Annotated in this window: 23 protein-coding genes and 3 pseudogenes; 7 read left to right on the top strand and 19 right to left on the bottom strand. The window is 71.7% G+C overall.

The window, feature by feature from the left end:
* Together ACWC9T_RS35180 and ACWC9T_RS35175 are read left to right on the top strand one after the other, a co-directional pair.
* Positions 1-1,309 (top strand): annotated as a pseudogene (locus tag ACWC9T_RS35180) (hypothetical protein); the annotation flags it as partial.
* A gap of 209 nt (positions 1,310-1,518) precedes the next feature.
* Positions 1,519-2,010 (top strand): hypothetical protein, encoded by a 492-nt coding sequence (locus tag ACWC9T_RS35175; protein ID WP_449825114.1) that lies wholly within the window; start codon positions 1,519-1,521, stop codon positions 2,008-2,010.
* A gap of 82 nt (positions 2,011-2,092) precedes the next feature.
* Here ACWC9T_RS35175 and ACWC9T_RS35170 read toward each other — a convergent pair whose 3' ends face one another.
* The 6 genes and pseudogenes from ACWC9T_RS35170 to ACWC9T_RS35145 all read right to left on the bottom strand — a co-directional run bounded on the left by ACWC9T_RS35170 (position 2,093) and on the right by ACWC9T_RS35145 (position 5,731).
* Positions 2,093-2,500 carry a hypothetical protein gene (locus tag ACWC9T_RS35170; RefSeq protein ID WP_449825113.1) on the bottom strand — a complete coding sequence of 136 codons (408 nt, stop codon included), beginning with the start codon at positions 2,498-2,500 and terminating at the stop codon, positions 2,093-2,095.
* A gap of 125 nt (positions 2,501-2,625) precedes the next feature.
* Complete coding sequence (locus tag ACWC9T_RS35165; RefSeq protein ID WP_449825112.1) at positions 2,626-3,684, bottom strand: radical SAM protein; 1,059 nt, start codon at positions 3,682-3,684, stop codon at positions 2,626-2,628.
* A 30-nt stretch (positions 3,685-3,714) separates the two neighbouring features.
* Positions 3,715-3,918 (bottom strand): hypothetical protein, encoded by a 204-nt coding sequence (locus tag ACWC9T_RS35160; RefSeq protein WP_449825111.1) that lies wholly within the window; start codon positions 3,916-3,918, stop codon positions 3,715-3,717.
* 121 nt (positions 3,919-4,039) lie between these two features.
* Complete coding sequence (locus tag ACWC9T_RS35155) at positions 4,040-5,041, bottom strand: ArsR/SmtB family transcription factor (protein ID WP_449825110.1); 1,002 nt, start codon at positions 5,039-5,041, stop codon at positions 4,040-4,042.
* Positions 5,042-5,411: 370 nt separating this feature from the next.
* Positions 5,412-5,540 (bottom strand): annotated as a pseudogene (locus ACWC9T_RS35150) (XRE family transcriptional regulator); the annotation flags it as partial.
* Positions 5,541-5,650: 110 nt separating this feature from the next.
* Positions 5,651-5,731 carry a hypothetical protein gene (locus ACWC9T_RS35145; protein WP_449825117.1) on the bottom strand — a complete coding sequence of 27 codons (81 nt, stop codon included), beginning with the start codon at positions 5,729-5,731 and terminating at the stop codon, positions 5,651-5,653.
* 231 nt (positions 5,732-5,962) lie between these two features.
* Between ACWC9T_RS35145 and ACWC9T_RS35140 the strand changes: the two genes are divergently transcribed.
* Positions 5,963-7,399 (top strand): aminopeptidase P family protein, encoded by a 1,437-nt coding sequence (locus ACWC9T_RS35140; RefSeq protein ID WP_449825109.1) that lies wholly within the window; start codon positions 5,963-5,965, stop codon positions 7,397-7,399.
* Positions 7,400-7,444: 45 nt separating this feature from the next.
* Here the strand turns inward: ACWC9T_RS35140 and ACWC9T_RS35135 are convergent, their stop codons facing one another.
* The 7 genes from ACWC9T_RS35135 to paaK form a co-directional block, all read right to left on the bottom strand.
* On the bottom strand, positions 7,445-8,845 hold the full coding sequence (locus tag ACWC9T_RS35135; RefSeq protein WP_449825108.1) for a pyridoxal phosphate-dependent aminotransferase: 1,401 nt from the start codon (positions 8,843-8,845) through the stop codon (positions 7,445-7,447).
* A 151-nt stretch (positions 8,846-8,996) separates the two neighbouring features.
* Positions 8,997-9,434 carry a GNAT family N-acetyltransferase gene (locus ACWC9T_RS35130; RefSeq protein ID WP_449825107.1) on the bottom strand — a complete coding sequence of 146 codons (438 nt, stop codon included), beginning with the start codon at positions 9,432-9,434 and terminating at the stop codon, positions 8,997-8,999.
* A gap of 58 nt (positions 9,435-9,492) precedes the next feature.
* Positions 9,493-10,164: a class I SAM-dependent methyltransferase gene (locus ACWC9T_RS35125; RefSeq protein WP_449825106.1), complete on the bottom strand. Its 672-nt coding sequence runs from the start codon at positions 10,162-10,164 to the stop codon at positions 9,493-9,495.
* Between the two features lie 130 nt (positions 10,165-10,294).
* The gene (locus tag ACWC9T_RS35120; RefSeq protein ID WP_449825116.1) at positions 10,295-11,563 is read right to left on the bottom strand and encodes a sugar ABC transporter permease; all 1,269 of its coding nucleotides are present in this window, start codon (positions 11,561-11,563) and stop codon (positions 10,295-10,297) included.
* A 71-nt stretch (positions 11,564-11,634) separates the two neighbouring features.
* A complete protein-coding gene (locus ACWC9T_RS35115) occupies positions 11,635-12,414 on the bottom strand; it encodes an ATP-binding cassette domain-containing protein (RefSeq protein ID WP_449825105.1) in 780 nt (259 codons plus the stop codon).
* Between the two features lie 67 nt (positions 12,415-12,481).
* Positions 12,482-13,594 carry a sugar ABC transporter substrate-binding protein gene (locus ACWC9T_RS35110; protein ID WP_449825104.1) on the bottom strand — a complete coding sequence of 371 codons (1,113 nt, stop codon included), beginning with the start codon at positions 13,592-13,594 and terminating at the stop codon, positions 12,482-12,484.
* 546 nt (positions 13,595-14,140) lie between these two features.
* Positions 14,141-15,475, bottom strand: coding sequence for a phenylacetate--CoA ligase PaaK (paaK, locus tag ACWC9T_RS35105; protein ID WP_449825103.1), 1,335 nt, complete (start codon positions 15,473-15,475; stop codon positions 14,141-14,143).
* Between the two features lie 277 nt (positions 15,476-15,752).
* On the opposite strand from paaK, the gene ACWC9T_RS35100 reads away from it, so the two are divergent.
* The 3 genes from ACWC9T_RS35100 (at position 15,753) to ACWC9T_RS35090 (ending at position 19,102) form a co-directional block, all read left to right on the top strand.
* Positions 15,753-17,294, top strand: coding sequence for a hypothetical protein (locus tag ACWC9T_RS35100; RefSeq protein ID WP_449825102.1), 1,542 nt, complete (start codon positions 15,753-15,755; stop codon positions 17,292-17,294).
* 20 nt (positions 17,295-17,314) lie between these two features.
* Positions 17,315-17,638, top strand: a complete 324-nt coding sequence (locus ACWC9T_RS35095; protein WP_449825101.1) for a hypothetical protein — start codon at positions 17,315-17,317, stop codon at positions 17,636-17,638.
* A gap of 300 nt (positions 17,639-17,938) precedes the next feature.
* Positions 17,939-19,102, top strand: a complete 1,164-nt coding sequence (locus ACWC9T_RS35090) for an ROK family protein (RefSeq protein WP_449825100.1) — start codon at positions 17,939-17,941, stop codon at positions 19,100-19,102.
* Positions 19,103-19,190: 88 nt separating this feature from the next.
* Here ACWC9T_RS35090 and ACWC9T_RS35085 read toward each other — a convergent pair whose 3' ends face one another.
* Positions 19,191-19,964: a GntR family transcriptional regulator gene (locus ACWC9T_RS35085; RefSeq protein ID WP_449825099.1), complete on the bottom strand. Its 774-nt coding sequence runs from the start codon at positions 19,962-19,964 to the stop codon at positions 19,191-19,193.
* A 297-nt stretch (positions 19,965-20,261) separates the two neighbouring features.
* On the opposite strand from ACWC9T_RS35085, the gene ACWC9T_RS35080 reads away from it, so the two are divergent.
* Complete coding sequence (locus tag ACWC9T_RS35080) at positions 20,262-21,065, top strand: exodeoxyribonuclease III (protein WP_449825098.1); 804 nt, start codon at positions 20,262-20,264, stop codon at positions 21,063-21,065.
* A gap of 763 nt (positions 21,066-21,828) precedes the next feature.
* Here ACWC9T_RS35080 and ACWC9T_RS35075 read toward each other — a convergent pair.
* The 5 genes and pseudogenes from ACWC9T_RS35075 to ACWC9T_RS35055 all read right to left on the bottom strand — a co-directional run.
* The gene (locus tag ACWC9T_RS35075) at positions 21,829-22,326 is read right to left on the bottom strand and encodes an adenosine-specific kinase (protein WP_449825097.1); all 498 of its coding nucleotides are present in this window, start codon (positions 22,324-22,326) and stop codon (positions 21,829-21,831) included.
* A 106-nt stretch (positions 22,327-22,432) separates the two neighbouring features.
* The gene (locus ACWC9T_RS35070) at positions 22,433-22,780 is read right to left on the bottom strand and encodes an Hsp20/alpha crystallin family protein (RefSeq protein ID WP_449825096.1); all 348 of its coding nucleotides are present in this window, start codon (positions 22,778-22,780) and stop codon (positions 22,433-22,435) included.
* A 326-nt stretch (positions 22,781-23,106) separates the two neighbouring features.
* Positions 23,107-23,389: pseudogene (locus ACWC9T_RS35065) on the bottom strand (DUF4193 domain-containing protein).
* A gap of 139 nt (positions 23,390-23,528) precedes the next feature.
* Positions 23,529-23,819 (bottom strand): hypothetical protein, encoded by a 291-nt coding sequence (locus ACWC9T_RS35060; protein WP_449825095.1) that lies wholly within the window; start codon positions 23,817-23,819, stop codon positions 23,529-23,531.
* 412 nt (positions 23,820-24,231) lie between these two features.
* On the bottom strand, positions 24,232-24,357 hold a 126-nt coding region (locus tag ACWC9T_RS35055; RefSeq protein WP_449825115.1), incomplete at its 5' end, for a cold shock domain-containing protein.

Raw genomic sequence — 24,357 nt, 5'->3', positions numbered from 1 at the left:
ATCTCAGGGCCAGTCGATCGTCAACCTGCCCGACTCCTTCCGCTACCTCGGCGCCGCCTCCTGGCTCGGCATCCCCGCCGCGATCTGGATCTGCGCGGCCCGCTCTCCTATGGGTCCGTCAGTTGCCGGCGAGCTGCCACGGGCCGAAGGGGTTGTCCGTTCCCGCGGCGTCCTGACGGCTCACGTGCAGGGATCGACCAAGCTGCGCGCAGCCGTCGACCTCCTGATCGCCCTCAGCCCCCTCGGCCTCGGTGCCTTCGGCGGCCGGGCGGAGGAGGCGGCCCGCCTCCTCATCACAGCCGCACCCGCGTGCGACGACCGTGCTGCGGAGGGCCGTTCCCGGTTCCTCCTGGGCACGGTTCTGCTTGGCCGCGCCCGGCTCGACGAGGCCGCCGAGCAGGCTCGGCTGGCCGCTCGGGCCTGCGAGGAGGCGGCCGACCCGGCCGTACTCCGGCAGGCCCTCAACGACCTGGGCCTGATCGCCCAGGCCCAGGCCCAGCACGAGGAGGCGATCAGCGCCTTCGACGAGGCGGCGGCGCTCGCCCGCCGATTGGGCCACCGTTCGGTCGAGGTGGCCAGCACCGCGAACGCGGCGCTGTCCCGGATCCGCAGCGGTCAACCCTCGGACGCGGCGGACACCTGCCGCCGCCTCGCCGACCCCAACGGCACCGCCGACGCCGCGATGACCGCGTACGTGCACTACGTCCTCGGCCTCGCCGACCAGGTGCTGGGCCGTCTCGACGACGCCGCCTCGCAGATGCGGTCCTGCATCGGCTGCGCTGGCACCGCCGGCGACCTGGACCGCGAGTCGGCCGCCCACAGCCGCCTCGCCGACATCCTGCGCCTGCTCGGGCGGGTCGACGAGGCCGTGCAGGAGGCGGAGCGGGCGCTGGGCCTGGCAACGGAAGGTGGGCGACAGCGCGAACGCGCTCTCGCCCACCTGGTGTTGGCCAACGCCATGACCGCCCGTGGCGACCACTCCGTCGCGCGAACTCACGAAGCCGAGGCACACCTTCTGCTCAGTCGGCTGAGCGCCCTGGAGTCCGCCGACGCGAAGTCGCTGCTGACCGCACTGGCCACCGCCGGATCGTCACCGACCTCGGATGACCAGGCCGGTCCCGTTCCACGCGACCTTGCTCGCCAGACACTGCACGTCGTCCGACCCGTCGCAGGCCTGCGCGGGCGGCGCGGTCGGCGAGCCGTGCCGTACGGGAGCCGCCGCCCCCACGGCGAACGCACCCGACACCGCTGCCAAAACCGCCGCACCGCCAACCGCCGTACGGACAACAACCGTTCGAAACACTTCTGACGCTCCTTGCTCACGTGTGACTAAAGCGCCCGCACGCTCGCAGCAGCCGGTAGACACCCGATCAACGCCTCGACCCGTTGCCGGGCCGGCGGACGCGGCCGGGCTCGGCAGAGCGTTCGCAGACCGTCTACCGACGTCGGTGACTGTGGAGCTCAGCGCGGACCGGGAGGTCCACGCAACACCTCACCGACTACGGAGGGAATCACCCCGTGAAGACCATCAAGAAGGCTGCCCTCGGCACGGTCGCCGCCCTGGCCCTCGCCATCGGAGTGGCCGGGACCGGCACCGCGAACGCCGACGCCCCGGCGGGCAGCTCGATCCTCTACCCGGGCCAGTGCCTGAGCCAGAACCACTACATCCAGGCCGGCAACACCCAGCTGACCTTCCAGAACGACCGCAACATCGTCGTCTCGTACGCGGGCTCGCCGACCTACCAGTTCCCGGGCACCCTGTACCAGGCCCAGCAGCTCTGCATGCAGACCGACGGCAACCTGGTCGCGTACGACACCGCGAACCGCTCTGGAGCATGGACGGCCAGAGCGGCGGCCACTACTACCCCGGCGGCATCCTGGCCGTGCAGACCGACGGCAACGTGGTCGTCTACTCGAACTACGGCAACGGCCCGGCGCTCTGGTCGACCCACACCAACCGCTAAGGCCTCTCAGCGGCCTGACCTCGGCGCCGTGATCCGGACGGCCTGAGGACCGCGCCGTGGAGGTCGTCCGATCCCCCGGGACGACCTCCCCGTGCGCCGAACGCGGCACCGCGCTCCCGTTCGAGGCGTCAGTGGCCTTCCTGGACCGGGAACGGGCCGGTCCCCCAGTGCAGGCGGGCCGGCCCGCCGCTCGGCCGGTCACTGTGCAGGTGGCGGCGGCCCTCGCCGAGCGGGCCGAGGTCGAGGGGGGCCAGGGTGCCGGCCGTCAGGGCGGCGGCCTCGGCGTCGGTGAGCGGCAGGATGGTGACGTAGGAGGCGTCGTCCCCGCCCGACCAGTCGGTGAACTCGGTCCAGATCCAGGCGAACCGCTGCCCGCAGGCCAGGCAGCGCCGGACGGACACGGCGAAGTGTGAGTCGGCCACCACCGCCGTCTCGTGCGCGAAGCCCTCGCGCTGCCGCCCGTACACCGCCTGCGCGTCCTCGCCGTAGCAGGCCGCGCAGCCGAACTCCGTGCCCGGCTCGCGCATCTCGTCCACTCCCCCGTTCCGCAGCCTACGAGTGATGACGTCGGCGCCTCACTCGGGCCGCCCCATCGAGCTGGGCTCCGCGAGCCGGGTCAGTCCGTCCGTCATGGTGATCATCATGCCGTACGGGCGCTCCGCTATGCCGGGCGGGTGGTCCCGATCTGCAGCAGGGCCGGCGTCCGGCGGCGCGGCATGCCCCGGTACGGGCAGTGCACCGCGTCCTCGTCACCGGCCGCCCAGCCGCGCACCCACGGCGCCAGCAGACCGTTGTCGATCCGCAGGGTGCCGTCCGGCAGCAGCCGGCCGATCGTGTTGGCCGGGTCGGAGAAGGCCACCGTGCACTTGGCGACGGTGCCGTCGGCCCGGATCACCAGCGAGTTGGGGCGCGCGGCGTAGCAGACGGGCAGGCCGTCGACGCGCGGCGTCGGAAGGCCTTCGTAGGCGATGGCCGTGAGCTCCTCCAGGGTGCGGCGGCGGGCGTGCGACGAGAGGATCTCCATCGCCGCGTCGTTCGGCCCGCCCATCCGCTCCACCGGTTTGAGGTGGAGCGTGAACCGCTCGTCCCGCAGGAAGGTGTCGCGCAGCGTCGCCAGGAACTCGGGCATGAGCGGCAGGTTGGCGGGGGTGAGGTGGACCCGCAGCAGGACGCCGACCGGCAGGCCGCTGTCCCTGATCGCCAGCAGGTTGCGCCAGATCCGGTCGAAGGAGCCGCGGCCGTCCGCGCGGAGCCTGGTCGTGTCGTGCGTGGCGGCCGGGCCGTCCAGGGAGATCTGGTACTGGTCGACGCCGAGAGCCGCCAGATGACGGGCGGCCTGGGCGTCGAGCAGGTAGCCGTTGGTGGTCATGTTGGCGCGATAGCCGAGGTCGGCCCGGCCGGCGGCCAACTGCGCCGCGTGGGACGAGACCTCCTCGACGATGCCGCGTGCCAGCATCGGCTCGCCGCCGAACCAGGAGACGTCCAGGCGCCGCAGACCCGCCGCGCGCCGGTCGATCAGCCGTTTGAGGGCGCTGACCGTGGCCGGGCCCATCCGCCCGACGGCGAAGTCCTCGTAGCAGTAGGTGCAGCGGAAGTTGCACTGCTCGGTGGGGAGGACGATCAGGTGCAGGGTCTCGTTCGTCAGGGACGCCGCGAGCTGCTCCTGGAACGCCGGGGAGGTGGTCCGCCGTGCACCGGGCGCGGTGGGGGTCTGCGTCATTGGTGCGGCCTCCCGGGCCAGACCGTCCGGCTACACCTCACGGACGGGGCTGCCGCAGCCTGCGACCAGGTTGGGGCAGACATTGGTGACGTGGGTGCCTGGCGAGGGGTCGAAGGGAATGTTGCCGTCTGAGCCCATGAATGCCTGGGCCAGCGCGGGCGAGGTGATGACGATGCGGCCTTGCTCGTCCAGTTTGACGTCGGCGCCGCTCATGCCGGGCTTAGGAGTGCTCATGGCGACTCTCCTTGCAGAGATCGTGCGGTGGATGCACAAGGGCCGAACCCCTCGCTGCGAGGAGAACACTTCCGTACACCATCCATCCCCGCCACTTTTGGCGGCCGCCCGGACGACGCCCCTAACCCGCCCGCGCGACCTCCGGGTTGTCGAGCAGCAGGTCGCGCCCGACCTCGCTGAGCGCGTGCCGGACCTGCTTGCCCTCCCGCTGGGTGGTGATCAGCCCGGCGGCGCGCAGGGCGGCGGCGTGCACGGAGGCGGAGGGCGGGGTGATGCCGAGCAGCCGGGCGAGTTCGGTGGTGGAGCAGGGGCCGCCCTCGATGGCGCGCAGGGCGCGGGCGCGGGCGGGGCCGAGGACGGCGGTGAGGCCGTCGGCGGTCGGGGGCGTCGGCTTCGCCGTGGCGGCGCCCCGGGAGCCGATCGGGTGGACCAGCAGGCTCTGGCGGCCTTCGGCCACCAGCAGGCCGATGCCGTTCTGCACGAAGTAGTTGGGGCGCAGCTCCAGCCCGCGCCCGCCCAGGGTGAAGTCGCCCGACCAGTCGCCGAGGGCGCACTCCAGTACTCCTTCGTCGCGCCAGCGCGCGTTCGGGTGCAGCGAGTCGAGCATCGCGCCGATGCCGGCGCGGGCCGCGGTGCGGGCGCGCTCGGCGATGTCGGCCTCCAGCTGGCGGCGGATCTCGGGCCAGTCGGGGGCGAGGCAGGTGCGGAACAGGGCCCAGGCGCCGTCGGTGATCCGGCGCAGGCCGCGGGTGCCGTCGTCGCGCAACCGGGCGAGCGTGGCGGGCAGTTCGGCCTCGCTGCCGTACATCGCGAGGTCCTGCTCGAAGGTCTGCTGGGTGACGGCGAGGACGGCGTCGAGTTCGTCGGTGAGCTGGCGGCGGGCGGCCTCGAGGTCCGCGCCCATGAAGTTGGGGACGCCGGCGGCGCTGGCGTTGACCAGGTCGAGGAAGGGGGCGGCGCGGTGCGGGACGTGCCGCCGGATCTCCCGCCACCAGCGGTCGCGCCGCAGTCCGAGGCACTCGTGCACGCCCTGCCGGGCGGTGCCGGTCAGCAGGTGGTCGAGCGGTGAGACGGCGAAGCGGGTGTTGGCGAGGTCCGCGATCCCGAACCTGAGTGCGAGCACGAACCCTCCCCCGTTCCCCGCGATGCCCTGACCTGGCGCTTTCTTGACCTTTAGGCCCAGAGGCTAATGCATGGCCGGCCGCCCGCCGAGGTTGGCATCCTTCCCGGGGTCGGCGCCCCGGGGCCCCCACCACGAGGGGAGTGGGGGCCTCAGGGCCAGTTCGTTCCGTAAACCGAACGAAGGAGCTCGGGCGTCGAACCGGGGCCGGCCAGTGCCTGCGGCCCGGCCGGGGCTGCCCGTGGCCCGGCGCCGGCCGTTCGGCCGCCTCGGCCAGGTGCAGCCGCTGCTCGGCCCGGTGCTCCAGCAGGAGCAACGAGCGCACCGGTCCGCCGTCCACGGCGGTGTAGGAGTGCGGCAGTGAGGCGTCGAAGCCGACGTAGTCGCCCGGGCCGAGCTCGACCTCGCAGCGGCCCGCCCGGACCCGCAGCCGGCCGGCCTGGACGATGGTGTGCTCGGTGCCGGTATGACCGCCGGAGATCTGGGTGCCGTCGGTGCGCACCTGCTGGTCGTAGACCTCGAACACCGTGTCCCCGGCCTCGATTCGGCGCAGCGGGCGCAGATCGACGCCGCGTCCGCTCAGCACCTCGGCGTCGGCGGCCCGCACCACCGTCACCTCGCCGGAGGGCTGTCCCTCGACAGGTCGGAGATCGGCACGCCGAGCACCCGGGAGAGCCCGAGCACGGTCTCCAGGGTCGGGTTCCCGGTGCCGGACTCCAGCTGGGAGAGGGTCGCCTTGCGCTGCGCCCGGACCCGCTTCAGGTTCGCGGTGAGGAGGCCCCGTACCGATCCCTCGGAGTTGTCACACTCGACCTCTTCTCTTCGGACCCTGGTTCGATATAGCGTACAAAACGCTTGTTACGTACCAGGCAGGTCAGCGTAGCGAAGCGCGCCGCATCCCCGCCCTCATCTGGAGAGTCCGCAGTGACCGAGCCCACCGAGCCCATCAAGTACCGGAAGAACGGTCTCACCCGCGGGGTGACCGAGGAACTCGCCGAGAACATGAAGCAGGGCTGGGCCGACACCGAGCGCCGCACCCTGGAGCCGATCCCGCAGGCCGCGCACACCAAGCGCCGGCGCGCCGCGCTGTCCGCCGCCTTCCCCGGCGAGCTGCTGGTGGTCCCGTCCGGCAACCCCAAGGTGCGGGCCAACGACACCGACTACCCGTTCCGCCCGTCCTCCGACTACGCCTACCTGACCGGCGACCAGTCCCAGGACGGCGTGCTGGTGCTGGAGCCCACCGGGGAGAGCGGCCACCGGGCCGTGCTCTACCTGCGCGACCGCTCCCGGACCGACAACGGCGAGTTCTGGCTGGACACCCACGGCGAGCTCTGGGACGGCCGCCGCAACAGCCTGACCGAGAGCGAGCGGCTGCTCGGCCTGCCCTGCCGGGACGTGCGCACCGTGCGCGCCGACCTGGGCGCCGCCACCGGCCCGGTGCGGGTGCTGCGCGGGCACGACACGGGGGTGGAGGCCGCGCTCCAGGACCGGGCGAAGGCCGGGCGGGACGCCGAGTTCGAGGTCTTCCTCTCCGGACTGCGCCTGGTCAAGGACGAGTTCGAGATCGCCGAGCTGCGCTTCGCCTGTGACGCGACCGCGCGCGGCTTCGAGGACGTGGTGCGCGTCCTCGGCACCGACTCCGAGACGCCGGAGCGGCTGATCGAGGGCACCTTCTTCCTCCGGGCCAGGATCGAGGGCAACGACGTCGGCTACAGCACCATCGCCGCGGCCGGTCCGCACGCGACCACCCTGCACTGGGTGCGCAACACCGGCCGGGCCCGCCCGGGCGACCTGCTGCTGCTCGACGCGGGCGTGGAGACCGACAACCTCTACACCGCCGACGTGACCCGTACCCTGCCGGTCTCCGGCCGCTTCACCGAGCTGCAGCGCAAGGTCTACGACGCGGTGTACGCCGCCCAGGAGGCCGGCATCGCGGCGGTGCGGCCCGGCGCGGACTTCCGCGACTTCCACCACGCGGCGCAGCGCGAGCTCGCCGAACACCTCACCGCCTGGGGCCTGTTCGGCGACCTGACCGCGGACAAGGTGTACGAGCTGGGCCTGCACCGCCGCTTCACCCTGGCCGGCACCGGCCACATGCTGGGCATCGACGTCCACGACTGCGCCCACTCGCGCACCGAGGAGCACGTCGACGGGCAGCTGTCGCCGGGCATGGTGCTCACCGTCGAGCCGGGCATCTACTTCCAGCCCAACGACCTGACGGTGCCGGAGGAGTACCGGGGCATCGGGGTGCGGATCGAGGACGACATCCTGGTCACCGAGGACGGCAACGAGAACCTCTCCGCCGCCCTCCCCCGCCGCTCCGACGAGGTCGAGGCCTGGCTGGCCGACCTGCGCGGCTGACAACGACGGCGCCCGGGGCGGACGCGCCCCGGGTGCCGCAGCCGGTCAATTCAACTTGCCGAGTGCCGCGGCCATCCGCCCCACCGCGTCCACCACGTCCTTGGACGGGCGGGCCGTGAAGCAGAGCCGGTAGAACCCCGGCACGGGGTTGTGCATGACGCCGCCCGGCAGCAGGCTCACCTCGGTGGGCTTGGCGGCGAGGTAGTTGAACAGCCACTCCTCGTTCGGGTCGAGGCCGTCCGGCCCGATGACCGGCAGTTCGGCGTGGCCCTGGTCCGCGCGCTTGCCGAGGTACTTGGTGAGGTCCAGCCAGAAGAACATCGCGGAGTTGTCCCCGTCCCGGTGGACGTACTTGATCCCGGCCTGGTCCAGCGCGCCCTTGACCGCGCGGAAGCTGTCGCTGAGCAGCCCGGGGTACTTCTTCATCGCGTACGTCGTGTAGTGCTCGCCGTCGTGACGGGCGCTGAGCAACTCCCCGAGGACGTAGGTCTTCAGCGAGTCGAACGGAGTGAACCAGGGCAGCGGGTGGGTCCGTTCGGCCGGGTCCTTGCTGCCCAGCATGACCCGGTGCACCGCCGGGTTCCTGGAGAGCACGAAGCCGGTGCGGAAGCCGGACAGCCCGAAGTCCTTGGCGAAGCCCCACACCACGTGGATCCGGTTGGCGAACTCCCGGTACGCCCCCAGCGTCACCGCGCTGGTGAACGGCGTGGTGGAGCCGTTGAGTTGGGAGTGGCAGTAGATCTCGTCCGAGATGATGTGCATGTCGGTGTAGGTCATCGCCCAGTTGTAGATGTCCTCGAGCAGCTTCTTGTCATAGTTGACGCCCAGCGGGTTGTGCGGGTTGGTGAGGACGAGCAGCCGCGGGCGGTGGCCGGCCTTCTGCCGCGCCTCGTAGGCCTCGATGAGTAGGTCCAGGGTGAGCCGGTACCGATCCTTGCCCTCGGTGGGCAGGTTCACCGGGACGCACTTCAGCTTGGGCCGTTCCTCGAAGGACCAGTTGAAGCCCTGCCAGTACGGCGCCGGGATCAGCACTTCGTCCTTCGGCTTGAGGGCTGGCGTGCCCGCGCCCTTGCGCATCAGCCCGAAGGCGATGCACTCCAGCGCGGACGAGACGCCGGCGCAGCCGAAGACGTCGTCCTTCGAGACGGTGCGGCCGAACGCCCGGCCGAGCAGGTCCGCGACCTGCTGGCGCAGCTCCGGGACACCGGCAGCGGCCATGTACTGGATGTTCCGCTCGGGGATCAGCCGGATCTTCTTGAAGACGTCCGCGTCCATCGACTGCTGGTACAGCAGGACGTTCTCCGCGACGGACAGGTTGATCGCGGTGGCCGGCGCCAGGTGCTGGTGGTAGAAGGCGAGGGCCTGCTCGAAGTCGCTCAGGCCGGCCAGCACGTCGGCGGCGGCCTCGGTCGAGGTGAGCCTGAGGTCGTTCTCGGTCATGGTCATGGTGGTCCCCTTCGGGTGGACGGGTTCGATCGCGTGACGGATCGCAGCCGTTCACACACGCATCGGGCCCAGCGGACCATGCGCCGAGGACGGCCGCCAGCGCTCGGCGGCCGTCCGGACGGAGGGGTGGGATCAGGCGGGATGCGGGGGATCAGGCGGGCAGCGGCTTGACCCAGCGGCTCCACTGCGCTTCGGGCCGGTAGCCGGCGGCCTGCCAGGTGCGGTGTCCGAGCGTGTTCTCGTCCAGCACCATCGCGTCGGCCCGGCGGCCGCCGAGTGCGGCGAAGCGCTCCTCGGCGGCCGCCAGCAGCGCGGCACCGATGCCCCGGCGACGGTGCTCGGGGTCGACGGCGAGGCGGTACAGGTGGCAGCGCCAGCCGTCCCAGCCGGCGATCACGGTGCCGAGCAGGGTCGCCTGGTCGTCGGCCGGGGTGGCGACGATCAGGCAGTCCGGGTCCCGGGCGAGCAGCGCGGCCACGCCCGCCTCGTCGTCGGTGATGCTGGTGCCCTTGGCGGCCCGGGCCCAGAGGGCGAGCAGGGCCGGGATCTCGTCGGGGACGGCGGCGCGCAGCGCGATCTCATCGGTCATGGCAGCCTGTCTAGCAGTCCCTTTCGTTGCGCCGCCCGGAATTTCACGGCACGGACGGTCAGCCCAGCCGCCACACCGTGGTGGTCTTCACCGCCGTGTCCTCCAGGTCCGCCACCACCGGCACCTGGTAGGCCGCCACCGCCGTGAAGCGCTCCCGCGGCAGGTAGGCCCGCCCCGGGTCCCCGACGATCACGGTGGCCCCGCGCGCCGCGGCCCGCTCCAGGAACGGCAGGAAGCGCGCGGCCATGGCCCGTTCGTAGAACACGTCCCCGGCCAGCACCACTTCGGCCGGCGTGCCGTCCCCGTCCACCAGGTCCACCAGCACGCCGTCCACCCGCACGCCGTTGGCCTCGGCGTTCAGTCCGATCGCGGCCACCGCGTAGGCGTCGATCTCGGCCGCCCGCACGACCGTGGCGCCGCGCAGCGCGGCCGCCACCCCGACCAGTCCGGACCCGGCCGCGACGTCCAACACCCGCCGCCCGTCGACCAGTTCGGGGTGGTCGAGGACGTAGCGCGCGACCGCCACCCCGCCGGCCCAGGCGAACGCCCAGAACGGCGGCGGCAGTCCGGCCTCGCCGCGCTCGCGCTCGGTGGTCTCCCACAGGGCGATGGCGTCCTCCGCCATGTGCAGACGGATCTCGGGCACGAAGGGGACGGGCAACAGCTCGGTCTCCTGCCGGATGAAGGCAAGGTCGGCGCCCACCTGAAGAGTTCGCAGCTCAGTCGGCATGCCCGCAGCATAGGGCCAGCGCGGCACCCATGCGCCCGCCTCGCTACGCTCGGCAGGCGCTTCGGGCACTACGCACCTTTCGATGGTTCGCTCTCCCCCGGCCTCCGGCCGGGGTACCCCCACCGCTCGCTCACGCCCGACCGGCGGCCTTCTGGGTGCGGCGGGCCAGTGAGTCGACCACGACGGCGGCCAGCAGCACCGCACCCGTGATCATGAACTGGATGGCGTTGCTCAGGCCCTGGATGTTCATCCCCGACTGGATCGACCCGATCACCAGCGCACCGAGCAGCGCCGACCAGGTCTTGCCCCGCCCGCCGAACAGGCTCGTGCCGCCGATGACGGCCGCCGCGATCGCGTTCATCAGCAGGTTGCCGCCGCCGGAGGTCTGGCTGGCGGACTGGATCTGCGCGGCCAGGAACAGGCCGCCGACGGCCGCCATGGTGGAGCAGATGACGAAGACGGTGATCCGGATCCAGGCCACGTTGATACCGGCCCGGCGGGCGCCCTCGATGTTGCCGCCGAGCGCGAACACCTGTCGGCCGTAGCCGGTGCGGCGCAGCACGAAGTCCAGCACCACGATGAAGATCAGGAAGATCAGCAGTGCCAGCGGCAGCCCTTTGTACTGGTTGAGCGTGTAGGCGGCGAGGAAGGCGACGATGGCGAGCAGTACGGTGCGCAGGACGATGTCGGCGGCCGGCCGGGACGGAACGCCCGCGGCCTGGCGCCTGCGCGCGTCGAAGAGCGACGCGACCAGGAACAGCGCCACGCCGATCGCCGCTGTGCCGTAGGCGGCGATCTGCTGGGCGTAGATGGTGCTGTAGAGCCGGGAGACGATGTCGTCGCCGGAGAGGTTGACGGTGCCGGTGCTGCCGAGGACCTGCAGCATCAGGCCGTTCCAACCGAGGTTGCCGGCGAGGGTGACCACGAAGGCGGGCACGCCGACCTTGGCGAAGAAGATGCCCTGGATCGCGCCGACCACCGCGCCGCCGACGAGGGCGGTGAGCAGCGCGACCCACTGGTTGACGCCGTTGGTGACGTTCAGGACGGCGTAGATCGCCGCGCAGAGGCCGCTGACCGAGCCGACCGACAGGTCGATCTCGCCGAGCAGCAGGACGAAGACCACGCCGATCGCGATCATGCCGGTGCCGACGATCTGCTGGGACAGGTTGGAGAGGTTCTGGGCGGAGAGGAAGCTGCTGTTGAGGCTGCCGAACACGGCCCAGATCACGATCAGGGCCAGCACCACGGGCAGCGAGCCGAGTTCGCCACTGCTGATGCGTCGGCGGAACTCGCCCACGTAGCCCTTGATGCCCTCCTCGCGCACGATCAGCCGGGGGTCGACCGCCGGGGTCGCCTCCGGGGCCACCGGGACGGGCGCGTTGACGCCGCCCCTGGGCATGCTGTCCTCGGGCAGCGGGACGCGATGGCGCTCGGGTCCGCCGCCGGGGGCGCTCCCGGGGATGTTCTCGCTCACAGGGCACCCTCCTGGCCACGGGCCTTGCGGCGGGTCACGGCGTTGTCCGTGGCGCCGGTGATGGCCGAGATGATCTCTTCCTGGTTGGTGTAGCGCTTGTCGAAGACGCCGTTGTTGCGGCCCAGACGCAGCACCGCGACGGTGTCCGCCACGGCCATCACGTCCGCCATGTTGTGGCTGATCAGGATCACGCCGTGGTTCTGCTCGCGCAGCCGCTCGACCAGGTCGAGCACCTGGGCGGTCTGCTCGACGCCGAGCGCCGCGGTGGGTTCGTCCAGCATCACGACCTTGGGCGAGCCGATCAGCGCGCGGGCGATCGCGACGACCTGGCGCTGGCCGCCGGAGAGCGAGGCGACGGGGATCCGCACGCTGGGGATGCGGATGGAGAGGGTGTCCAGCAGCGCCCGGGAGCGCCGCTCCATCGCGACCTCGTCGAGGATGGTGAAGCGCCGGATCTCGCGGCCGAGGAAGAGGTTCCCGACCACGTCGAGGTTGTCGCAGAGCGCGAGGTCCTGGTAGACCGTGGCGATGCCCAACTGCTGGGCCTCCTGCGGGCGGTGGATGGTCACCGGCCTGCCCTGCCACTCGATGACGCCGTCGTCCGGCTGGTGCACGCCCGCGATCGACTTGACCAGGGTGGACTTGCCGGCGCCGTTGTCGCCGACCAGGGCCACCACCTCGCCCGCGTGCACCTCCAGTTCGATGTCGGTGAGCGCCTGGACGGCGCCGAACCGTTTGGAGACCCCGCGCAGGGCCAGTACGGTCTCACCTGCCACAGTGACCAACTCCCTTGCCCCGCGTCCGGAATGGAGGCGGGGCGCGCTCGTGTCGGGGTTCGCGGGACTACTGGAGGCCGGCCGCGGTGCAGGCGGCGGCGTAGTCCGGCGTGCAGATCTGGGCGACGGTGTAGAGGCCGTCCTGGACCACGGTGGTCTTGATGTTGTCCTTGTTGACCACGATCGGGGTGATCAGGTTGGCCAACACCTTGTGGTTGCTGCCGTTGGTCGCTGTCGTGGGCACGAGGGTGGGTGCGGGGATCCCGCCTGCGGCCATGGCGACGGCCAGCTCGGCCGCTGCCTCGGCCTCCGGCTTGAACGGCTTGTAGATCGTCATGGTCTGGGTGCCGGCCACGATCCGCTGGATGGCGTCGAGTTGGGCGTCCTGGCCGGTGAGCGGGGTGTTGATCCCGGCCGCCTTCTGCGCGGTGGCGATACCGGCGGCCATGCCGTCGTTGGCGGAGTAGATGCCGACCACCCTGGCCGGGCCGATCGCGGTGATGCCCGCCGCGGCCTCCTGGTTGGCCGTGTTCGGGTCCCACTGCGGGGTGTCGTACTCCTTGCCGATCTTCAGCTTGCCGTCGATGGCACTGTGCGCGCCGGCCTTGAAGTCGGCCGCGTTGGGGTCGGTGGGCGAGCCGTTGATCATGATGATCTCGCCGGCGTCCGCCTTGGCGCCCACAGCCGAGACCAGGGCCTGGCCCTGCAGCTGGCCGACCTTGTGGTTGTCGAAGGAGACGTACGCGTCGGCCGGGCCCTGGGCCAGGCGGTCGTAGGCGATCACCTTGACGCCGGCGTCGTGGGCCTTCTGGACCGAGGACTGGATCGACTTGGAGTCCACCGCGTCCAGGATCAGGACCTTGTCCCCCTTGGTCAGGGCGGTGTCCACCTGGGTCTGCTGGAGGGTCGCGTCCTGGTTGGCGTTGTAGTAGTCGATCTGGGCTTCCGGTGCCAGCTCCTTGATCTTCTGCTCGATCAGCGGGCGGTCGAACTGCTCGTAGCGGGTGGTCTTGCTCTCCGGCAGCAGCAGGCCGATCCGCACGGCTCCCACCGCACCGCCGCTCGCGCCGACCGAGGCACCGCCACTGGAGGCCTGCTTGGCAGTGCCGCAGGACGCCGCGCCCAGGCCGAGGAAAACCACTGCGGCCACCGCGAGGGCCCGGCGAAGCCCGTTGCTCATCTGGTGCCTCCAAGGAAACCTTGCCGCTCCGGCAGGAGGGTTCTTTTCCCCTGCTGGCGGAAGAATTCGAACAGGTAGTAGCGCTTGTGCCGCCGATCGAGGCGAGAACCGGGCGTCGGTCGACCTACCGCCGGGCCGGCGGGATGTCAGGTCCGTGGAGCTGGCGTAGGACTGCTGGGCGCGCCAACGTCCCTGGCCGTCAATTCGGGGCAGCTGCTGTCGTTGAAGCAGAAAGATCGACCCGCGAGGGAAGAATCCCCTTGCTTCAGCTGGGGAGGGAGTCAAGAGGATGCCTCTCCGGTAGGAGTCCACCCCTGCCTTCGAGTGTGCAAAGGGCTGCCCGCCCTCACGACCCCTGGTGCGCCGAATGAGCGCACCAGGGGTCTCTCTCTTGCCGGGCAAGCGTCCATCGGGTCCGGCTGGACGGCCACCCGATCAACCGTCTACATTTCTGTAGACGTCGGAGGCGCACGGCCTCACCCCCCGGACAGCCGTGCGCCTCCGACTCCCCGTCGGCTCAGCCGCGCCCGTCGACGACCCGTCGGCTCAGCCGCGTTCGTCGATCACCCGCTTGATCTTCCCGACCGAGCGCTCCAGCGTGTACGGATCCACCACCTCGGCCGCGACCGTCACACCCACGCCGTCCTTCACCGCCCGGACGATCGCCGCCCGCGCCGCCTCCCGCTGCTCGACGGACGCCTCCGGGCGGGCCTCGACCCGCACTGCCATGCGGTCCAGCCGCCCCTGCCGGCTCAGCCTCAGCTGGAAGTGCGGGGCGACGCCCGGGGTGCGCAGCAGGATCTCCTCGATCTGGGTCGGGAAGACGTTCACCCCGCGCAGGATGATCATGTCATCGCTGCGCCCGGTGACCTTCTCCATCCGCCGGAAGGACGGCCGCGCGGTGCCCGGCAGCAGCCGGCTGAGGTCGCGGGTGCGGTAGCGGATGACCGGCAGCGCCTCCTTGGTGAGCGAGGTGAAGACCAGCTCACCGGCCTCGCCCTCCGACAGCACCTCGTCGGTGAACGGGTCGACCACCTCCGGGTAGAAGTGGTCCTCCCAGATGTGCAGTCCGTCCTTGGTCTCCACGCACTCCTGGGCGACGCCGGGGCCGACCACCTCGGAGAGGCCGTATATGTCGACGGCGTGCAGGTCCAGCCGGTCCTCGATCTCGCGCCGCATCTCCTCGGTCCAGGGCTCGGCGCCGAAGATGCCGACCTTCAGCGAGCTGGCGCGCGGGTCGACGCCCTGCTTCTCGAACTCGTCCAGCAGGGTCAGCAGGTAGGACGGGGTGACCATGATGATCTCGGGCCGGAAGTCCTGAATCAGCTGGACCTGCCGGGCGGTCATGCCGCCGGAGGCCGGGATGACGGTGCAGCCGGCCCGCTCGGCGCCGTAGTGGGCGCCGAGGCCCCCGGTGAACAGCCCGTAGCCGTACGCGATGTGCACCTTGTGACCGGGTCGGCCGCTGGCCGCGCGGATCGAGCGGGCGACCACGTCGGCCCACATGGAGAGGTCGCTCTCGGTGTAGCCGACCACGGTCGGGCGCCCGGTGGTGCCGCTGGAGGCGTGGATCCGGCGGACCCGCTCCATCGGGACGGCGAACATCCCGAAGGGGTAGCCCTCGCGCAGGTCGGCCTTGGTGGTGAAGGGGAAGCGGGCGAGGTCGTCCAGGGTGCGGCAGTCCTCGGGGCGTACGCCGGCCGCGTCGAACTTGCGGCGGTAGAGCTCGACGTTGTCGTAGGCGTGCCGCAGGGTGGCCCGGAGCCGGTCGAGCTGGTGGGCGCGCAGTTCGTCGACGCTCATTCGCTCCCCGGCGTCGAGGAGTGCGGGTGGAATCGGCTCCCCCAGGCGTCGGCGCGGGTCGGGTGCGCTGCCGGTCATCGTCGCTCCTTCGCAGGTCGGCCGCTCCAGGAGGCCCTACCGATCGTTCGGTCAGGGCAAGCCCAGGCCAAGTAACCCAGCGCCCGAACCACCTGTCAAGAGTTCGCGCAAGGGTTCCGGAATGTGAAGTTCCGGCACCTTCGTGCCGAAGTCACTCCATCGGCTTGGTTGGCCGATATGAAAATCATTACGGAATTTTGACCCGTAGGCGGCCGCTTCCGGCCCGGACGCATGGTTCAGTAGTGCGGCTTCTCCCCTGCACCCCGGAGTGATCACCTTGGCCTCGACCCCTGCGCTGGTCAGCGCGCTGCGCGAGCTCGGCGACCGGCCCGCCGTCGTCGCCGACGGGCGCGCGATCAGCGGCATCGGCCTGCTGCTCGGCGTCTCCCCGCCGGGTGGCCTGCCCCGGGCCCTCGCCGAACGCGTCGCCGAACACGCCGCGCTGCCGCCCTCCGCCGCCCGGACCGCCGAGCAGCGGCTGCGGCACTGGGCGGGCGTCCTCGGCCCGCCGCCGATCCGGCACACCGTGCTGCACCCCGCCACCGACCTCGCCGTCGAACTCGCCCTGGCCACCCTGCTGGCCGGCGGCACCGTGCACTGCGCCGACCCCGAGCAGCAGGCCGACGAGCAGCTCGCCGCCCTCGCCGCCAACGGCATCACCCACCTCAGCCTGCCCTCCACGCTGCTGTGGCGGATCAGCCGGCATCCCGGCCTCGCCGAGCACGACCTCGCCGCCCTGCGACTGGTCCTGCACGTCGGGCCCGAGCCCCGGCAGGACGACGTCTACGCCGCCGTCGACGCGCTCGGCGCCGTCCTCGCGCACGTCCGCGCCCCGCACAGCCAGGCCGAGGCCGCCGACCGCCGGCTGCGCGCCGATGCGGAGGCCGCCACCGCCGTCGCCTGGAAGCACAGCATCGGCGTCACCGCCGAGCAGGTCACCGAATTCGGCGCCCACCTCGACCGGGCCGTCCTCACCGCGCTGCTGCACACCCTCCAGCAGGCCGGCGTGCTCACCGACCCCGCCCGTGGCTGCTCCGAGCCCGAACTGCTCGCCACCGCCCTCGTCACCCCCGCCCAGCGCCCCCGGGTCGGCCGCTGGCTGGACGCCCTCGCCCGGCACGGCCTGATCACCCGCCAGGACGGCGGCGCCCAGGGCCCGCTCTTCCACGGCGCACCCGAACTGACCGCCGCCGAGGTACGGGAGGCCTGGCGCCCCGCCACCGAGGCCTGGGCCGACGGGCTCGGCCCCGCCGCCGTGCTCGACCGGGTACGGCGCGGCGCGCTGCGGCTGCCCCGGCTGATCACCGGCGAGGAGGCTCCCCGCCCGGCCGCCCCGGTCCGCTGGGCCGCCGCCCGCGGCTACCTCGGCGCCGCCGTCGGCGCGCTGGTGCGCGGCACCGCCGAGGCCCACGACGGGCCGGAGCCGCTGCGGATCCTCGAACTCGACCGCGACGGCGCCGAGACCGCCATCACCCGCGCCCTGGCCGCCCGCCCCCGGCAGAACGCCGACCACCACCTCGCCCCCGACGGCGGCCGCTACGACGTCGTGGTCGCCACCGCCACCGGACGGCCGGAGGGGGAGGTCGCGGCACTGGTCGAACTGCTCTCCTCCGGCGGCCGGCTGCTGCTGTTCGCACCCACCGTCGAACAGCTCGACCAGCTGATCACCGGCGACGCCCAGGGCCCGACCGCCCACCCGGCCGAACACTGGCAGGCCACACTCAGCGCCGCCGGCTGCCCGACCGTCCTCACACTGCCGGAGGACGGGCACCCCATGGGGCTGCTGGGGCAGCGACTGTTCGCCGCCAGGATCGACTAGGCACGGCTACGATCGGGCGTATGGCCGCTTCCGTGCGCTCGATCCGCTCCCGGGCCTCACTGGGCTCGATCGCCTCCATCGGTTCCATCGGCTCGCTGCTGTCCGTCGGCTCGGTCGGCTCCGTGCTCTCCGTCGGGTCGGTCGGCAGTGTGCTGTCGATCGGCTCGGCCGGCTCGGTCCTCAGCGCACTGTCGGCGTGCTCCTGGCTGAGCGTCGGCTCGCTGCTGTCGGTGCGCTCGCGCTGGTCGGTGCGTTCAGCGCAGGCGCTCCGGGCGGTGCGCGCCGTCGGTCCGTGCGCTCAGCTGGTCGGTAGGGGCGGCGCCCGGGTCACGGGCCGTCCGTGACCGACCGGTACTGCCCTGATCGCGGTTAGGGCCCGATCACGCGCCACCACCCGGTCCGTACCATTTCGATACCGAAGCCCGGATGAGCTGCGGGCATCCTCGCCGCGCCGGGCGGTACCCGGGTAGGCTCCGGTCCGGGCTGATCGCATCGGACAGGCCCCAGCCTTCCGGCCCTGGTGCAGGCGGCTCCGCGCCGCCCGTGCCGCGTCCCGGGGGCACCACCCCGCGGGCCATTCGGTGGGCTCCGCGCACTCGACACCGCGCGCCAGGGCAGTCGCGCGAACGGCGAAGGGCATCGCATTGGCGGATCGGCTCACCGGAGGAGACTCCTCGCTGCTGCGGCGGATCAACGCGGCGGTCACGCTTCGGGCGCTGCGGGCCGGCCACTCCGTGACCCTCACTCAGCTCGTCGGCGAGACCGGGCTCTCCCGGCCGACCGTCGAGGGCGTGATCGAGGGTCTGGTCGAGACCGGGCTGGTGGCCGAGGTCGAACAACCCCGGGAGGACGGCCAGTCGGGCACCGGCCGCCGCGGCCGCCCGGCCCGCTGGTTCCGCTTCCGTGCCGAGGCCGGACACATCCTCGGCATCGAGGTCGGCGTGCACGACATCCGGGTCATCCTCGCCGACCTCACCGGCGAGGTGGTGGGCAGTCACTTCAAGCCGGTGGAAGAGACCCTGGAGGCCGAGGACCGGCTCGCCGCCGTCCGCACCGCCGTCGCCGAGGTGCTGCGCAGGGCCGGGATCTCCCGCGACAACCTGTGGGCCGTCGGCATCGGCACCCCCGGCATCGTGGACCGCGAGGGCACCGTCCAGCTCGGCACCGCGATGCCCGGCTGGACCGGCCTGGACCTCGGTGCCCGGCTGCGCCGCTCGTTCCGCTGCCCGGTCCTGATCGAGAACGACGCCAACCTCGCCGCCATCGCCGAGCACTGGCAGGGTGCGGCGGTCGGCGCCGATGACGTGGTCTTCGTGATGGCGGGCCTGAGCCCCGGCGCCGGCTCGCTGATCAACGGCAGGCTGCACCGCGGCTTCGGCGGCGCGGCCGGCGAGATCGGCGCACTGCACCTGCTCGGCCAGGAGGTCACCCCGGAGAAGCTGCTCTCCACCACCGGCAAGCCGCTCAACCCGCTGGACGAGGCCGCGGTCGCCCGTGTGCTGCGGTTGGCCCGGGAGGGCGACGAGGTGGCCAAGGTCGCCATGGACCGCTTCCTCACCCGCCTGGTGCAGGGCGTCGCGGCGCTGGTGCTGGCCATCGACCCGCAGCTGGTGGTGATCGGCGGCTGGGCGGCCGGGCTGGACGGCGTGCTGGAACCGCTGCGCGAGCGGCTGTCCCAGTTCACCCTGCGCGCCCCCGAGGTGGCGCTGGCGGCGCTGGGCTCGGAGGTCGTCGCGATGGGCGCCCTGCGGGTCGCCCTGGACCACGTCGAGGACCAGCTCTTCGCCGTCGACCCGCCCCGGATCTGACGGGGCCCGGCCCCGCCCATCGTCAACGACAAAGGCCTGGACGCCACTTGGGCGTCCGGGCCTTTGTCTGAGGGTGTCGGGAAATGGTTCAGGAGGCGGTGCGGACCTCAGCCGCCGCGCCGACCGGGGCGACCTCGACGAGGCCGGTCTCGCCGAAGGTCAGCTTGCAGGTGTCCGCCCGATACGTGGCGACGGCGAGCGCCACCAGACGGCCCGCGGAGGCGTACTGGGTGGTCATGACCAGCACCGGCGTGCCCGGGGGACGCTCCAGCAGCAGGGCCTCCTCGGCCTCGGCGACACCCAGCTCGACGGCGCGGGACTCCCCGTCGACCTCCAGGCGCTCCAGCTGGCGCAGCACCGAGCGGGCGCGGTCGCTCTCGGCCCGGAAGCCGGGCAGGTGCGGCAGCGCGGAGGCCGGGACGTGCAGCGACTCACTCGCCATCGCACGACCCTCGACCATGCGGACCCGGCGGACGGTGTGCACGGTGGAGCCCTCGGCGATGCCCAGGTTCTTGGCCAGCTGCGCGGAGGCGGGGGCGGTGGTGCAGTCGACGGTGCGCCAGGCCTGGCTGCGGCCGGCGCCGGGCCAGCCCTCCTCCTGCCGGTTCACCGGGACGCCGACCCGCGGGGCAGCGATCAGGGTGCCGATCCCCCGGCGCCGGACCAGGCGGCCCTCCAGCTCCAGCTGGTCGAGCGCCTGCCGCAGCGTGGCCCGGGCCACACCGAAGCGGGCGGCGAGCTCACGCTCGTTCGGCAGGACCTGGCCGGTGGAGAACTCCGAGTCGATGGCCCGCAGCAGCACCGTGCGCAGGTGCCAGTACTTCGGTTCCGGCACCGACGAAAGCTGTCCTGTCGTTCCCACCGTGTCCTCCACCCTGCTTCTGTCCGCCCTGACAAGGAGGGCGGATCCCGGGCCCGCTGCCCGCTGTTGCGGCAGGTGGGAGAGCGGGCCTTTATCCGTCCTTCTTTATTAAAGGTCCTTGCAGTAAGCGACCCTAGGTGCTGCCTCCAGAGATGGTCAAGACCAATGACAGGGCCTGGCACGGCTGTCGCGGAGATTCATGCCGCGTTCACGACAGCTGTTTACGGGCGGCTCGGCACCGCCCGCCGCAGCGCGTCACACTTCGGGGCGGGCTGGGCCAGTCGGTAGGCTGCCCGGGTGATCGTGGTGACGAGTGTGAACGTGAACGGAATCCGGGCGGCGGCCAAGAAGGGCTTCGTCGAATGGCTGGCCGGAACCGAGGCGGACGTGATCTGCCTCCAGGAGGTGCGCTCCGAGCCCGGACAACTGCCCGTCGAGCTGCGTGACCTGGACGGCTGGCACACGGTCTGGGCCCCCTCCGCCACCAAGGGCCGGGCCGGCGTCGCCATCCTCTCCCGCAAGGAGCCGCAGCGCACCGCGATCGGATTCGGATCGGAGGAATTCGATAATGCGGGTAGGTATGTCGAAATCGACCTGCCCGGCCTGACCGTCGCCAGCCTCTACCTCCCCTCCGGCGAGGTCGGCACCGAACGCCAGGACGAGAAAGAACGCTTCATGGCGGAATTCCTCGACCACCTCACCGCCCTGCGCGCCCGCGCCGCCGCCGACGGCCGTGAGGTCGTGGTCTGCGGCGACTGGAACATCGCCCACCGCCCCGAGGACCTCAAGAACTGGAAGGCCAACCAGAAGTCCGCCGGATTCCTCCCCGAGGAACGCGCCTGGCTCTCCCGCGTCTACGACGAGGCCGGCTACGTCGACGTCGTCCGCGCCCTCCACCCCGACCGCACCGGCCCCTACTCCTGGTGGTCCTACCGCGGCCGCGCCTTCGACAACGACTCGGGCTGGCGGATCGACCTGCATTGTACAACGCCCGGCATCGCCGCCAAGGCGGTCGAGGCGTACGTCGAACGCGCCGACACCCATGCCGAGCGCTGGTCCGACCACGCCCCCGTCACCGTGGTGTACAACCACGACGTCTGACCGCCCACCGGGCCGGCGAGGCCGCCCGTGCGCCGCAGGAGCCCTGGGCGGGGAGAGCAACTGCTCCCCGCCCAGGGCTCCTGACTTTCCGACCGCGTGAAGCGCACCGCCCGGCCGCACCCGGACTCCGGGCGCCGTGGTGGCGCCATCGTCTTCGTCAACAACGTCCTCCTCGTCCAGGGCCACTTCGACAGGACCGCGGGCGCCGCCTCCTTGGCCCTCGGCGCGTACGGTGCCGGGTCGATGCTCACCGCGCTCCTGCTGCCTCGGCTGCTGCGGCGCGCGGCGACCGCGCCGCGCGCCCGCCGGCCTGCGCCACGTCCACCACGACCGCCCCACCGGGCACCCCCACCTCGCCGGCGCCAGCCACACCCCAAACGGCTGGCGCCACGGCCACGACTTCGTCATCGACCACCTGCACGCCCACTGGCCCCACCCCGCCACCGGCCGCACCAACGCCGTTGTCCGAAGCCGTCGTTCGGGAAACCGCTGTCGCCATCCGCTCGTCCGGCTAAAGTCCTCCTCACCGGGGCGGGGAGGTGAGGCGGCATGACCTGCCGTCTACGCATCGCAGTACCGACGGCAGATCGGGACACCCGACAGCCGTTTCTCGGCAATGGGTGGACCGGATCCCACCCGTCGCCGAGAGGATCTACCGGCACCGAAGTATCCGTCCACGTCGTGGCAGAAGCCTGACAGCACTCAGCGGGCCCAGGCACAGGTGCCGAAGGCATGCGACCGGGCAGGAGACAGGACGCCAAACTCAGAGCTTGTAACCGATCTGGCGCAGCAGGCTGTGGCGGTCCGCGGCGTCCTCATCGGTCTCGACCCCGACCGGGGGTACGCCGTCGATCACGCCGATCACGCCGCGGCCCCGATCGGTGACGGCCAGCAGGACATCGACCGGGTTGGCGGTCGCGCAGAAGATGCCGCACAGCTCGGGCACAAGCTTGACGGCGTTGAGGACGTTGACCGGGTAGCCGCCACGCAGCAGGATCACGAAGGAGTGGCCGGCCCCGATCGCCTGCGCGTTGCGTACCGCGAGCGGCACCAACTCGCCGTCGTTGCCGGACCGGCGGACCAGGCAGGCGCCGGACGCCTCGCAGAAGGCGATTCCGAAGCGCAGGTGCGGGCCCACCCCGGCCATTGCCTCGTGCAGGTCCTCCACGGTCTTGATGAAGTGCGACTGACCGATGATCACATTCACATCATCGGGCTTCTCGATGCTCACCACATCGAAGGACAATCCGGCAACGGCCATCAGGAACCTCCTGCTCTCGCTCGTCATCGGACGATGCACGTCGTCCCGATCATGTCCGCCGGACCTGCGTACCGTCGGGACGGCGCGCAGGCGAAGCGTTGCCAAGTCAGCCGGGAGGACGTCGGAGGACCAGGTGCTCCTTCACCCCGTCCGGCAGCCGGACACTGCAGGTGAACGAGCCGTAGCGGAACTCCGAGCGCTGCTTCTCCTTCTTATCCTCGGTGCGTTCGGCGTGGACGGTCAGCACACCACCCTCGATGGTGATCTCGACGTCCTTTGCAGGGTCGATCCCCGGAAGCTCCGCCCTAACCACGTAGGTTCCGTTCTCCTGCGACTCCTCAACCCGGATGATGTGCTCATCCGGGGACGTGCGCAGCTCGACGGGGAAGTCTTCGAACCATTCCACGAACGGCGGCCACCAGTGCGGGTGCTTGTGGAGCAGTTCGCCGGCCATCGTCCAACCCTCCTTCTTCCTGCTGCGCCGGCCTGGCCATCGCGATCCGAACGAACACTTGCCACCGCCAACGGCTCTGACCTGTCCGCGAATTCGTATCGCACGATCCGGACCGGGGCCTGAGCCACCGCCGAAGACAGGGCTGGGTGGCCCTGTCACGCAGAGGCCACCGGGCCTTGGACAGGACCGCTCCTGGTGGGCACGGTGGAGTTGTCGAGGCACGAACGAGGTGTGACATGAGAAGCCGTTATCAATCCGGGCGTGATCGCTTGATTGGCGGCCAGGCCGCTGACCGCTGTAACGGAGTCGGGCGGGCACATGTGCCTTCACGCCGTGCCGCTGCCCTGGTCGTCCGTGTGGGCGAGCTGGCTGCGGTGGTGGACCATGAAGCAGGTCGCGCAGACGAACTCGTCCGGCTGTTCCGGCAGGACCTTGATGGTCAGCTCCTCCCGGAGAGATCGGCGCCGGGGAGCTCCACGGTCTCGGCCTCTTCGGTCTCGTCCAGGCCTGCCGGGCCGGGCCGCCGCTCCTCACGGCGGGACTTCAGTTCTTCGAGGCTCTCTCGTCGTCGTCCTCGGTGCGCCGCGGGGCGTCGTAGTCCGCGGCCACAGTGATTGCTCCTCGCGTGGGTCGCAGAAGTCGCCTGACAAGACCGGGGCGGCCGGGGGCTCAAGCGGACGGGGCTCAGGCGGCGCTGTCATCCCTCGTGCCGGCGGTCGTCGATGCGGTGCCCGGGTCGGAGGTGCCGTCAGGGAAGGCTGTCTCTGGCGAGGCCGGTGACGGTGGTGCCACAGACCGGGCAGGCGTGTCGGTGCCAGCGCGGCGGCCACCACGGGTCACCCGGTGCGGCGGGGTGCTGTGAGCCGGGTTGCATGCCGCGGGTCGACAGCCCGCAGAGGGCGGACTCCGCCGGGGTGGGCGTGCGGGCGGCGGCGTGGACCCGGACCCCAGGTGCATGCGGTGTGGCGGGCAGTCCCTCGGCCGTGAGGAGCCGTACGTTCGCCGGTCCGTCCAGCTCCAGCAGTGCGATGAGATCCATACCCCCACGGTGGCCCCGGTCGGCGCTCTGTGCATCCGGCCGCCGGCACGCGGATGCGCTCGGCAGGTGTGAGCCCCGCCAGCTCGACCGCACGGAAGCCGTCGAGCGCGCAGCCCGTGCCAGCCAGCGTCCGGCGCAGTGGGTCAGGCCCCCGGTTCCCCTCGGTGCCGCCCACCGGCCCCGGCAGCCCGGCCTGGACGGCCACCCACGCCAAAGCCGGCTCGCCCGGGGCACACGTGCCGAGCAGCACCGGCCTTGTGGAACGAAGAGCGGCAGCACGGCCTGGCGCCCTTCTCGGGACGGGCTCTTGCGAATTTCCGGGTGCGGCCACCGAGAAGGGTGCGGGTGCCGGCGCAGACGCAGAGGCGCCCCGCACGCGGGTACGTGCGGGGCGCCCGCTCATGCGCTGCTGTCAGGCGGGGCGGATGTGCTCCGCCTGCGGGCCCTTCTGGCCCTGCACGATGTCGAAGGTCACCTTCTGGCCCTCCAGGAGTTCACGGAAGCCCTGGGCGTCGATGTTCGAGTAGTGGGCGAACAC

The sequence above is a fragment of the Kitasatospora sp. NPDC001159 genome, from assembly GCF_053598235.1.
Note: the sequence above shows the minus strand (reverse complement) of the source record. Positions and strands in the feature narration are given on the sequence as shown.